Source organism: Virgibacillus kimchii (genome assembly GCF_055379185.1).
Genome location: NZ_AP043951.1, coordinates 684,384 through 697,147, shown reverse-complemented (window position 1 = coordinate 697,147; position 12,764 = coordinate 684,384). Strand labels below are relative to the sequence as shown.

Annotated in this window: 12 protein-coding genes and 1 pseudogene; 1 reads left to right on the top strand and 12 read right to left on the bottom strand. The window is 37.5% G+C overall.

Annotated elements, in window-relative coordinates:
- Nucleotides 1–67: 67 nt before the first annotated feature.
- The 4 genes from ACZ42C_RS03545 to ACZ42C_RS03530 form a co-directional block, all read right to left on the bottom strand.
- Entirely contained in the window at nucleotides 68–745 is a 678-nt protein-coding gene (locus tag ACZ42C_RS03545; RefSeq protein WP_461181353.1) for a response regulator transcription factor, read from the bottom strand.
- Nucleotides 723–2,126, bottom strand: coding sequence for a sensor histidine kinase (locus ACZ42C_RS03540; protein WP_461181352.1), 1,404 nt, complete (start codon nucleotides 2,124–2,126; stop codon nucleotides 723–725). The genes ACZ42C_RS03545 and ACZ42C_RS03540 overlap by 23 nt, the downstream gene beginning before the upstream one ends.
- Before the next feature lie 11 nt (nucleotides 2,127–2,137).
- Complete coding sequence (locus ACZ42C_RS03535) at nucleotides 2,138–2,866, bottom strand: cytochrome c biogenesis CcdA family protein (protein WP_461181351.1); 729 nt, start codon at nucleotides 2,864–2,866, stop codon at nucleotides 2,138–2,140.
- 146 nt (nucleotides 2,867–3,012) lie between these two features.
- Complete coding sequence (locus ACZ42C_RS03530; RefSeq protein ID WP_461181350.1) at nucleotides 3,013–3,225, bottom strand: SHOCT domain-containing protein; 213 nt, start codon at nucleotides 3,223–3,225, stop codon at nucleotides 3,013–3,015.
- A 184-nt stretch (nucleotides 3,226–3,409) separates the two neighbouring features.
- Between ACZ42C_RS03530 and ACZ42C_RS03525 the strand changes: the two genes are divergently transcribed.
- Complete coding sequence (locus ACZ42C_RS03525; RefSeq protein ID WP_461181349.1) at nucleotides 3,410–4,003, top strand: YdhK family protein; 594 nt, start codon at nucleotides 3,410–3,412, stop codon at nucleotides 4,001–4,003.
- Between the two features lie 303 nt (nucleotides 4,004–4,306).
- Here the strand turns inward: ACZ42C_RS03525 and ACZ42C_RS03520 are convergent, their stop codons facing one another.
- From ACZ42C_RS03520 to ACZ42C_RS03485, 8 genes and pseudogenes are all read right to left on the bottom strand, one after another.
- Nucleotides 4,307–4,597, bottom strand: a complete 291-nt coding sequence (locus tag ACZ42C_RS03520; RefSeq protein ID WP_461181348.1) for an AraC family transcriptional regulator — start codon at nucleotides 4,595–4,597, stop codon at nucleotides 4,307–4,309.
- A 188-nt stretch (nucleotides 4,598–4,785) separates the two neighbouring features.
- A pseudogene (locus tag ACZ42C_RS03515) lies at nucleotides 4,786–5,319 on the bottom strand (AAA family ATPase); the annotation flags it as partial.
- A 263-nt stretch (nucleotides 5,320–5,582) separates the two neighbouring features.
- Complete coding sequence (gene hfq, locus ACZ42C_RS03510) at nucleotides 5,583–5,807, bottom strand: RNA chaperone Hfq (protein ID WP_461181347.1); 225 nt, start codon at nucleotides 5,805–5,807, stop codon at nucleotides 5,583–5,585.
- Nucleotides 5,808–5,844: 37 nt separating this feature from the next.
- Entirely contained in the window at nucleotides 5,845–6,777 is a 933-nt protein-coding gene (miaA, locus tag ACZ42C_RS03505) for a tRNA (adenosine(37)-N6)-dimethylallyltransferase MiaA (RefSeq protein WP_461181346.1), read from the bottom strand.
- 24 nt (nucleotides 6,778–6,801) lie between these two features.
- Nucleotides 6,802–7,251 (bottom strand): Dps family protein, encoded by a 450-nt coding sequence (locus ACZ42C_RS03500; RefSeq protein WP_461181345.1) that lies wholly within the window; start codon nucleotides 7,249–7,251, stop codon nucleotides 6,802–6,804.
- Between the two features lie 66 nt (nucleotides 7,252–7,317).
- Entirely contained in the window at nucleotides 7,318–9,168 is a 1,851-nt protein-coding gene (gene mutL, locus ACZ42C_RS03495) for a DNA mismatch repair endonuclease MutL (protein ID WP_461181344.1), read from the bottom strand.
- A 22-nt stretch (nucleotides 9,169–9,190) separates the two neighbouring features.
- Nucleotides 9,191–11,767 (bottom strand): DNA mismatch repair protein MutS, encoded by a 2,577-nt coding sequence (mutS, locus tag ACZ42C_RS03490; RefSeq protein ID WP_461181343.1) that lies wholly within the window; start codon nucleotides 11,765–11,767, stop codon nucleotides 9,191–9,193.
- A gap of 291 nt (nucleotides 11,768–12,058) precedes the next feature.
- On the bottom strand, nucleotides 12,059–12,631 hold the full coding sequence (locus ACZ42C_RS03485) for an outer spore coat protein CotE (protein ID WP_461181342.1): 573 nt from the start codon (nucleotides 12,629–12,631) through the stop codon (nucleotides 12,059–12,061).
- Between the last annotated feature and the right edge of the window lie 133 nt (nucleotides 12,632–12,764).

The window sequence follows — 12,764 nt, the reverse complement described above, 5'->3', positions numbered from 1 at the left end:
TACATCCGGAAATTAAAAAAATTGCTCACAATGATAATAATACAATCGTGAGCAATTTTTTAGTGGACTATTGATATGAATTAATCCACTTATAACCTACACCCCAAACCGTTATAAGGTACTCATCAATCGGGAAACCAGACTGTCGGATCTTATCCCTTATATTTCTTACATGGGAATCGACCGTCCTTCCGCCTGTTTCCGACTCAAATCCCCAAATTAAATCAATTAATTTTTGACGTTCAAAGACTTGATTTGGATGTTTCATTAAATGACCAATCATGGAAAATTCTTTTTTAGTTACCCTGATTGGCTTTTTTTCAAAGAAAAGTTCATACCGGGATTGATCCCATAGCAATCCATCTATTTCAATTGAATTTGCCGGTTTTCTTCTACGTAACAATGCTTCCATTCTGGCTATTAGTTCACCCTCATTAAAGGGTTTAGTAATATAATCATCTGCACCCAGTTTCAATCCCTTAACGATATCCTCTTGCTGTTCGCGGGCGGTTAACATAATGATAGGAACATCAGAAATTTGTCTGATTTCCTGGCAAAGCTCCCAACCATCCATTTCCGGCATCATAATATCAAGTATGACAATATCAAATACTTCCTTTTTTATAAAAGACAGGGCTTCAGCCGCACCTAGTGCTTTCCTGCATGAATAACTATGAGGTGTTAGGTACAAAGCTAATAAGTCTAACATTCGCTTCTCATCATCAACTAATAGCACTTTTTTCATCTTTGCCACCTCTTTTTAACGATATAACAACACTTGTTCCTTTTCCTAATTCACTCTGAACTTCGATTGTTCCACCATGTGATTCTATAATTTCTTTTGCAATCGCTAATCCCAACCCAGTACCGCCACTTTTTCGTGACCTTGATTTTTCAACCCTGTACAAACGGTCAAATATATATGGAAGGTCTTTCTTTGGAATGCCCTCTCCATTATCCGTAATGGTAATTTGAAAATATTGTTTCGTTTCATTTACCTCTAATGTAACCTGGCTGCCGGCAAATGAATGTTTTCTTGCATTATCCAATATATTTAGCAGCACTTGTTGAAATCGTTCCGGATCAACATATGCAACTATATCTCTAGGGCAGTTTACTACAAGTGATATATTTTTCTCTGCGTATGCCGGTTTAATACGATCAGCTAAATATTGGATTAGCTCTTCCAGCATGACTTTCTCACGTTTAATAACAAACTTATTATGATCCATTTTAGCTAATTCAAATAAGTTCTTAATAAGCACATTTAACTGATCTGTCTCCTCACGAATAATAGCAATATACGCTTCTCTATCCTCATCCTGAATATTTGGGCGACTAATTATATCCGCATAACCTTTAATATAAGTCAACGGTGTTCTAAGTTCATGCGATATATTTGCCAAAAATTCATTTCTCTCATTTTTCAGCCGATCCAGATCTTGCGATAATTGTGTAATAGCATTTGCCAACTCTCCAAGTTCATCTTTGCGTTCCGTGGATAACCCAACCTTGCTACTTCCCTTGCTTAATTGCTCAGTAGCCTCTTTAATTTTGATCAATGGAATTGTAATAAGCCGTGATAGTATGAAAATCGTTATTATTGTCAGAAATACCGTAATGATGCCGACAATGAAAAATTGCCTACTTATTTGATCGACAATTATTTTAATACTATCTGTATGAGCAAACATAAAGACGTGACCTTGATGCTCCCCATTAATAGAAATTGGACTGTCCGTTACAATGTATTCCTTCTCAGTCCATCGTTCTTCAAGTATTTTACCTTCGCTTGGTATCTCTTCATAATGCGTATGTTCGATTGCTTCCTGCATTTCTTTTTCAACAGGATCAGAGTTAACCAGGATATTTCCTGTTGCATCGGTAATGATGACAACAAAGTCAGAAGCCGATTCCATCATTCCCACATGTTCTAATGTTGGATTTTCAAAATTATCTTCAAGGACCTCACTGTGGGTATTACCGCGTGCCAGCAGATTATCCATTACTTCTTCAATTCGGTCATTTGTCAGATTCGTATATAGAATAAAGAATAAAAAAGACTCAATTATTAAGATAAACACGAAGAATAGTAATCCAATTTTAAAAGATAATTTATTAAGCATAATAGTCCTCTCTAAAACCAATAAGTTAGTGTATCAAATATACCGATTAAAAGTAATAATACACCTGCCACCTTTTGTATAATAGCCCCGATCTTTCTGCTTTTCTTTAAGATAGCACCACTTGCTCCAAAATACCAAATTAAAAAGATAACAAGCAAAAGCGGGAGGGAAGTGCCAATACCGAATATGGAAGGGAGAATAACACCATAGGATGTTGTCATAACAACAGGCATTAAAGTTAATATAAACAAAACAAACATCGTTGGACAAAAGGCTAAAGTAAAGCTAACCCCCAATAAAAAACTTCCAAAATAACTATCTTTCAACTTATCCGGGATTTTAATCATCCCTATTGATTTACTAAATTGAAATAATCCAATCATAAATAATCCAATTATGATTAGTAATGGACCAATCGCTTTACGCAGGATTGGGAAGATTTGTGATAAAACAGCGTTAGCTTCTTGTCCCAATTGCCAAATAATGATCCCAAGTACAGAAAATACAACAAGCTTGCCGAGTATAAATAGTAGTACATGCAGCCAGGGAACCTTGTCTACTAAAGATTTATTCCCATAAATAGTAATGGCACTAATATTACTTGTAAGCTGACATGGAGCAACTGCCCCTACTAATCCTAAGAAAAAGGCGAATAATATTGGCATATGTTCAAATCCATATGACAGTTCATGAATTGGTCCACTTAACATTCTGCTGATTTCATTGAAAAGATCAAACATATTTATTCAACTCACTATTGATTAATTTACTTATTCATTATTTAAAATTTGAGCTAGGAATTCTGCACCATATATTATGATATTTATAGAGATAAACATTCGCACATACATTGTACAAAAAAAGTATCCATTTTTTGTGCAGACGTTTATTCTTTTAAAATTGATTTTAACCGTTCATACTCTGATTCGTCGATCTCTCCTTTTGCTAATCGTTCTTTTAATATTTCTTGTGGGGTTTTCTTACTTCCCCCATTAACATAACGAAATACTAGGAAAAACCCAATAACAATCAATCCTACCCAAAAGATAATCATAACTGCCATTGGCCAGATTGGACCAGATCCATGCATAAAATGCATTATTCCCACCTTCTTAAATATAGTTTCTCTCAGTATAGCGTTAATTTTTCAAGAAATTATGCAAATGACTAAGGTATTTGTGAAATGAAGAAAATTTTAATCGAGATGTAATATACACTGCAAATAATTTGCATATTTTTTGGGTAATTTACAAAGGAGTTTCAATAAGAAGAGGAGGATTATCATGAAATTCAAGAGATTACTAATCGTATTTATTTCTTTGGTCTCAGTATCTATGTTAGCCGCATGTGCTGATGAGAATGAGGAACCAAACCCAGATGGAAGTACGGAAACGGAGCCGGATACGGAAGAGAACAGGGATACTGAATCTGATTCACATGCAGATATGAATCATTCCAGCTCGGGTGAAGTCCCGGAAGGTTTAGAAGAAGCAGAAAACCCAACATATCAGGTTGGCAGTCAAGCTATTATCGAAGCGGATCATATGGAAGGTATGGAAGGTGCTGAAGCAACGATCGTTGGTGCCTTTGATACTGTGGTATATACTGTATCCTTTACTCCCACAACTGGTGGAGAAGAAGTAACTGATCATAAGTGGGTTATTCATGAGGAATTGGAAAATGCCGGTGAAACACCGTTAGAACCAGGTACTGAAGCAACTATGAATGCAGATCATATGGAAGGTATGGAAGATGCAGCCGCAGAAATTGATTCTGCAGAAGAAACAACTGTTTATATGGTTGACTTTACTACTACTGACGGTGATGAAGTGACCAATCATAAATGGGTAACTGAAGGTGAACTGTCAGCTGAATAATGTTAAATTATAGAGTCTGTCTAACATACCATTAACGTTAGACAGGCTCTTTTAATCTTAAGGCGCAGTCCTTTATTATGATTATTATCTCATTACTCCTTTACTTTCAAACTCAATGTTTGAGTGTTTCTTCTTTGATTTTGTATTTGCTTTTCTGCTATCATATCATTGGAAAGCGTCGCTTTATTCCCTAACCGTCCAAGCTCTCGTCTCTTTCATCCTGTCTTATACCGATATAACGCTTTTAAATGCTTGGTGATGTAACTAAACAGTAGTCCACCCTCAAACAGGAAACAGGTTCGTTTATTTCAACTGATTTACAAAACCCAAATGATCTATACCCTTTTCCTTTAAAACTCTCTTAGAATATATAGGTGAATACCCATAATATCTGTAAGTTTCACTCAAACTTAATTTTTGATTGATATGTAAGTCGTAAATTTCATCAAAGTCCTTGCTTCTTTTTAAAGCAGATATTTCTTTCAGTTTAAAAATCTTGATATTGTTTGCTTCAAACAATTTTTCCAAATCTTTAGCATAAACAACCAATTCCCTTTGTATCTCATAAGACGTTTTTAATTCTACGTGATTCATATGAACGAGCTTGTCCAATTGGTCTTGATACTGTTTCCATTGGTAATCATCAAATTGGTGTTTGGGAATGTCGAATTTGTCATAGACATAGAAAACAAAACCATCACCGTACATATTGTTTTGATTTCTGTGTGAGTGTGGTTGATTTGTAGCCAAAACATTAGATACAATACTAGCACAGAAATTAAATCCATCACCTTCACCATGGTGTCTATTGCTTCCTTGCCAAAGTCTTTTTCGCCCCCGCGGGCCAAAGAATATGCTTCATCAATAAATAAAACGCCACCCATTGCTTTTTGAATCATCGCTCTTGTTTTTTGAGCGGTTTGCCCAATATACTCACCAACCAAATCAGCTCTTTCCGCTTCCATAAAATGTCCTTTGGATAAGACGCCCATCTCAAAATATAATTTGGCCAATTTCCTGGCCACCGTCGTCTTTCCAGTGCCAGGGTTCCCTTTAAACAGCATGTGAAGCACCTGATTTGGAGCAGCTAGGCCGAATTGCTTTCTTTTCTCGTTAATTACAACAGTGGCGTATATTTCTTTTATTTTTTCTTTCAGCTCTTTCATGCCAATAAAAGAAGAAAATTCTTCATCAATATGCGAAAAAGGACTGTTATTTATCGTGTGAAATCGATCTGTTTTTGGCTGTTCATTACTCTTTTCGCTTAACACAATATTTATTTGTCCATTCCTGTTCCGTTTCAGTTGAGTCTCCATGTCATCACTCCTTCGTCACGTTTATTATACGTTTTTATAGAGAAGGTGTGACATACGCCCAATGAAAAATCATCCCCTCCTGCTCCTGACAGTATAAGACTTCTATGCATTATAAAAACACGTATTCGCTTGCCTTTAAGTTAATGCGTCAGTAAACTTAAAACTTAAATTTTTTAACTTCCTTAAATCAACTTCTCAGCTAAAATTTTATACTTTCTTAAAGGGTAAAAAAACAGACGCTGTAAAAGCGTCTGTCATTTTTATTATTCCTTTTCTATCGTTACATTTTTCACAGGAGCAAATGTGGATATTGCATGTTTGTAAATCAATTGCTGCTTACCGTCTGTTTCCAATAACACGGTAAAATTGTCAAAAGCTTTTACAATTCCTCTTAACTGAAAACCATTGGTTAGAAAAACAGTAACGGAAATGTGATTCTTTCTTAATTGATTTAAGTATTGATCCTGTATATTTACAGTTTGTGCCATGACTCTTCCTCCCTTTTCTATCTATACCTTTTTATTTCTATCTTTCTTTGAAAAATCCTGCTAAATCTTCTAAAATGATTCGAAATGTTTCATTAATTGCTCCTTCTTCCATCTCATACCATCTTATATCCATTTTGTTTTTAAACCAAGTATATTGCCTCTTTGCATACCTTCTGGAATTTCTTTTTAAAATTTCAATGGTGGATTCAAGACTTTGTTTGCCCTCAAAATAAGGAATAAATTCCTTATATCCTATTGCCTTCATGGACTGCATATCTTTATATCCGTTATTATATAACTCTCTTACTTCCCGGATCAGTCCTTGTTCAATCATCTCATCAACCCGATTATTGATCCTTTCGTATAAAAGCTCCCTCTCCATTGTTAACCCGACAAAATAAATATGATATGGGGAGGACTTCTCCTGCTGTTGCTGATATTCCGACATCGTCATCCCCGTTTTTTCATACACCTCTATCGCTCTAATTACTCTGCGTTCATTATTCGGATGCACCTTTTCAGCCTGGGAAGGATCAATTTGTTTTAATTGTTCATATAAAGGTGCAATACCTTCTTTTCGTACCTTTTCCTGCAGCCTCGCCGTAATACGGGAATCCTGCCGCCTGGAAAAGTTATAGTTAAATAAAGCTGCTTGTATATATAAACCGCTTCCGCCGACAATGATGGGCATTTTACCTGATGATGAAATCTCCTCTATGTGAGATTGCACAAGCTGCTGAAATTCGGCTGCTGAAAAACTTTCATCAGGCTGCTTAATATCAATCATATGATGTGGGATGCCCTGCATTTCTTCTTTGGTTATTTTTGCTGTACCAATATCCATTCCTTTATAGATTTGCATCGCATCTCCGCTTATAATCTCTCCATTAAGCTTTTTCGCGGCTTCTATACTTAATTTGGTTTTTCCGACTGCCGTAGGTCCAACGATCGCAATGACATTTTTTTTCATTAGTATTCCCCTGTAAATCATTCTTTATTCATAAGCCCTGTACGCTTTGAGCATCCAAACGTATTTTTCCAGTTTTACCTGCAAAGAAATGAGCAGATCCAATGTAGGTTCATCTTTTTCGTGATCTGCATAGTCCATTCCTTCTTCTTTTATATCCAGGATAATTTGATTAAAATCCTCTATGAGCTGGTTAATCATTTCAATTTCCTTATCATCTGCATTTGCTTCTGTCAATGTAGCTTCTTTTAAATATTTTGCCATGGTTGCGAGCGGTTTTCCGTCAATCATTAAAATCCGTTCTGCAATTTCATCAAGGTCTTCTGCAAACATATGATACATCTCTTCAAATTTTTCATGGAGCTCAAAGAAATGTCTGCCCTGTACAAACCAGTGATATCTGTGAAGCTTTACATACATGACAAAGTAGTTTGATAATAATTGATTTAAAAAATTAATCAGTTTTTGATTATCCATGTTTATCCCACCTCGCTATGTTGTCATTAGCTTGTACGAGGTGGAACAGCTTTATACCTTTATTCTTCACATGACCCGCTTAAACATCTTTTCCAGTTCATAGGAAGAGAAGTGAACAATAATCGGCCTTCCGTGAGGACAGGTAAATGGGTCCGTCGTTTTACGCAAATCTTCCAGCAGACGAAACATGTCGTCCTGATTTAAATAATGATTTGCTTTGATCGACCGTTTGCATGACATTAATATGGCAGCCTCTTCCCGGATCGTCTCCACATCCACTTTTTCATTATGGATCACCTCATCCACCATTTCCCTAATCACTTCTTCTTCAAAGTTCTTCGGGAACCAGCTGGGATGAGCACGTATAATAAATGTATGTTGGCCAAAGGGTTCAAAGAACAAACCTACTTTTTCCAGTTCCTCTTTATGTTGCTCAATTAACAATGCTTCCTGACCGGAAAATTCAAAGGTTAGCGGAAAAAGCAACTCCTGTAATTCATTGGTTGTTATACCAAGTTTCTGTTTGAAATATTCATACTTGATTCTTTCCTGAGCGGCATGCTGGTCAATCATATATAAGCCATTTTCATTTTGAGCCAATATATACGTCCCCTGCAGCTGACCAATCGGATACATTGGCGGAATGCGTTCTTCTTCCGCAGCACCGGCTAATTCGGCCGTTTCGGGCGGACCTGGTTTAAAGGTATCAATATTGTCGGTTGCCGGCACTTCCACCTGCTCTTTTGTGGTGTTCCCCTGCTCTGATACCACCGGGATGTCTTCAGCCTGAATAATGGACGGTTGGTATTCCTTTACTTCATTCCGGAAAAGCGGTTCTTTCGGTGCTGAAGGTTCATCAAAATTCATTGTATGCTGTACATTTTTTTCTTTTTGCACCTTTTTTTCAGTGTTTTGTTTCATTTCAGGTATAAGTGTTAATTGCCGGAACTTATTTTTGATTGTTTCCTCCAGTGCCGCATATAACTCTTTTTCCTTGCTGAATCGTGCTTCCAGTTTGGCTGGATGCACATTGACATCCACCAGAATAGGATCCATATCAATGGAAATGACAACAATAGGCTTTCTGCCGATCGGCAGCAACGTATGATAACCATCCATAATGGCTTTTGTTAGAGGAATGCTTTTCACATATCTTCCATTTATCAATAGTGTAATATAATTACGTGATGCCCTTGTAACTTCAGGCTTGGATATAAACCCCGTGATCGTAAAATCAAGTGTTTCATGTTTAATGGGAGTCATTTGTTTTGCCACACCCATTCCGTATACACGTGCAATAACCTGGAGAAGATCCCCTTTTCCCGATGTTTTAAATAAATCCCTCCCATTATGGGTTGCCTCAAACCGTATTTCCGGATGGGAAAAAGCCAGGCGATTTAGATGGTCTGTAATATGGCCCAGCTCCGTATGGATGGTTTTCATGTATTTCAGGCGCGCAGGGGTATTGAAAAAAATATCTTCCACGGTTATTTCTGTTCCCCGTCTTGCATCGCTCTTCTTTCTTTCTATGACCCTACCGCCTTCTAAAGTTAATTGTGTACCTGCCTGGTCTCCCTGTGACGTTTTAATCGTCAGTCTGCTTATGGATGCGATACTGGCCAGTGCCTCACCACGAAAGCCGAGCGTATTAACATGAAACAAATCATTTTCATTTCTTATTTTACTCGTTGCATGACGCAGAAACGCCCTTTCGCAGTCTTCTTTCGACATACCGTTACCGTTATCCGTAATTTTAATTTGCTGCAGTCCCGCCTCATTGATTTCCACTTTAATCCATGTGCTGTTGGCATCAATACTATTTTCAATTAATTCTTTTACAACAGATGCTGGGCGTTCCACCACCTCACCTGCTGCAATCTTGTTTGCCAGGTTCTCAGGCATCTGTATAATACTCATGTAAACGATCCTTTCTGCATGGTTATTTCTTCACTTTTTTCTGCAGACGATACAATTCATTCATCGCTTCCAATGGGGTCATTTCAAATAAATTCAAATCACGTAATTCATCAATTGTTTTTTTGTGGGCCGGAGGGAGTATCTCTCTACTGCTTTCTTTTGTCTCTTCCACAAAAAAGGACAGCTGTCCTGCTTCCATTTTCTCTGTAGCAGGAGAAGGTTTCGCTTCACTTTCCAATTTCTCCAGTATGGCGCCGGCTCTTTCAATTAAAGCTTCGGGCAGCTCAGCCAGTTTAGCTACTTGAATGCCATAACTTTCATCCGCAGCACCATCTTTTATTTGGTGGAGAAAAACGATATTTCCTTCATATTCCTCCGCTCGTACATGAATATTTTTTAAAGTTTGCAAAGAATCCTCAAGTACGGTCAATTCATGATAATGCGTGGAAAATAAGGTTTTTGCACTAATATTATTATGGATGTATTCAACGATAGCCTGTGCAAGCGCCATGCCATCATATGTGCTTGTCCCCCGTCCTATTTCGTCCAGCAATATTAAACTCTGATCCGTTGCATTCTGAATCGCATGATTAGCTTCCAGCATTTCCACCATAAATGTACTTTGCCCTGAAACGAGGTCATCAGCAGCTCCGATCCGCGTAAAAATTTTGTCAAACAGGATAAGTTCTGCATCATCGCACGGAACAAAGCATCCGATCTGCCCCATAATAACAGTGAGTGCCAGCTGGCGCATGTACGTGCTCTTTCCGGACATGTTCGGCCCTGTTATTAGTAATATATTTTTCGAATCATCTAATTCTATATCATTGGGAACAAAGGAACCATCCTTCATTACCTGTTCAAGCACAGGATGCCGGCCGCCTTTAATGGTTAGCTTTTTATCTGTGAATCTCGGCCGTTTATAATTATTCTTTTCACTAATCTCTGCAAATGACTGCAATACATCAATATGACTGACCATATCCGCAATCCGCTGGAGCTCGGGAATATGCTCTTTCATCTCATCACGAAGCTCAATAAACAGCTTGTATTCAAGCTCCACACTCTTTTCTTCTGCTTCCAATATCAATTGTTCTTTCTCTTTTAATTCCGGGGTCACATAACGTTCTGCATTGGTTAATGTTTGCTTCCGCTCATACCTGCCTTCAGGAAGCAGGTGTAGATTAGCTTTCGTTACTTCTATATAGTAACCAAACACCCGGTTATAACCTATTTTCAAAGACTTTATATTTGTTTCCTGTTTTTCTTTGTGTTCCAATTCAGCAATCCACTTTTTCCCATTCCTTGATGCGTCCCGATACGTATCAAGCTTTTCATTATAACCATCTTTTATAATATTTCCCTCTTTAATCGAAATCGGAGGGTCTTCTGCCAGACTGGCAGCCAGTAACGCTGTTATTTTTTCCGGAAACACTAACGATTCCGCTAACCTGCTTATTTCTTTTTGTTCAAATTGACGTAGTATTTCTTTTAATTCAGGAATTTTTTCCAATGATTGCTTCAGCTGCAGTAAATCCCTTGCATTCACATTGCCGAATGCAATTCTTCCTGCCAGCCTCTCCAGGTCATAGACTGACTTTAAAGCTTCACGAAGATCCTCTCTTGCCATAAAACCCCGATAAAAACCCTCTACGATTTCAAGACGATTTTCAATCCGGTTTTGATCTAGGAGCGGTCTTTCCAGAAACTTTTTCAGCATTCTGGATCCCATCGCTGTCACTGTTTGATCGAGCACCCACAGCAGACTCCCGTGCTTGCCTTTTTTCATAATGGTTTCCGTTAATTCCAAATTGCGTTTGGAGTACATATCAAGGCTCATGTAGGAGTTTAACTCAATGATTTCTGCCTGCTTTAAGTGATCAAGGGAACGCTTTTGGGTATTTTGCACATAGTTCAGCAATCTGCTGAATGCCTTGACCAGCCGCTCATCATTTAAGTTTTCACACAGGTTCCTGTATTCCCCGTGAAAATTAACTTCATCCTGATAGGATAAAGTAACATTTAACCGTTCCCGCAACTGATTTTGAGCTTCTTCATGCAAACCGGAATCAATCACCATTTCTTTAATGGATTGATTATACAATTCATGAAGTACTGCATCCCATCCTTCCGTAATCAGTGCAAGCCGATTTTCACCGGTGGACAAGTCATGATAAACAATAACAAAAGAGCCGTCATTAAAATGGGAAAGGCTGACAATATAATTATTTTCATCGGCTGCAAGCATTTTGCTTTCCATCACAGTTCCCGGTGTAATTAGCTGTACTACCTCTCTTTTAACTACACCTTTTGCAGTTTTAGGATCCTCCACTTGTTCACAAATAGCAACTTTATATCCTTTATCTATCAGTTTTTTTATGTAATTTTCCGAAGCATGATAAGGCACCCCGCACATGGGGATAGGTTCACTTTGATTGGCATCTCGCTTTGTAAGGGTGATTTCCAATTCCCTTGCCGCCAATATCGCGTCCTCATAAAACATTTCATAGAAATCACCTAAACGAAAAAATAAAAATGAATCCTTATATTCCGCCTTAATTTTTAAATACTGTTCCATCATTGGTGTGATTTTCGCCATGTTACATCCTCCAAAACCGAGTTAAAAACCTGGTTTATCTCCAGGTCACTGCACAAGGGCATAACTTTAGAACCCTTGCAACCCTTACGGATAAAATCTATAAAACTTTATTACCTGCCAAATTATACTGATATCATTATAGCATATAAATCTTTGGATACACGAATAGTGAGGATGTAAAACGGAAAGGTAAAACAGTTTATTTAAAATATAAGCTGTAATTTGCAACACGTAAACGAGCTGTTATTCTGCACACAAAAAAATTACGAGGAAATTACTCCCCGTAATTTGTTAATCTTTTTTTTCAAGAAAATCCGGTTCGACATCAGTCAGTTCTTCATCTGTTAATTCAAAATCCCACCCGCTGCTGCTTTCGTCAAAATCGTCATCCTTTTTCTGCTTACGAGTTACTTTTACGGAAATTTTTGTTTCGCCAATAACCTGAACAAGAAATTCTCTTTCTACTTCCACTACAATTTTATTTCCTTTATTGGAAATTTTGCATTCCAGGCAATTTGGCTGTTGCACTACTTTGGCAATAACGTCAAATTCGTCATTGATGCAATTGTCATCCTTAACAGACAGTGGTACGACATCTGTATAGGTTACTCTTTCCGTAACGACTTCTGTTTTTGTATTATCATTATACGAATACCAGATGTTAACCTCATAGTTTCCGTGAATCTCCACCGTATCTTCTGATTTTTTCTTGGCATTGTACAGGTGATTGATAATCCAGCAGCCGAGAATACTTGATGGTTTATGTGAAGGGGATACATAGTGTGTTGCCTGCGTAAACTTTTTCCCTTTGCCACATACAGCTTTTGTTATAATTTCCCTGTATTCTTTATCTAGAAAAGTCATAATTACGTTTACCTCCTCTTTTTCATAGTCATTTTATGCAAGACAAATACCTAAAGTGCATAATGAAATGATGAATTCGAGGAAAGCATTATGACGAATGTTTTTTTCCGATGTAACTATCACTACCAGCATA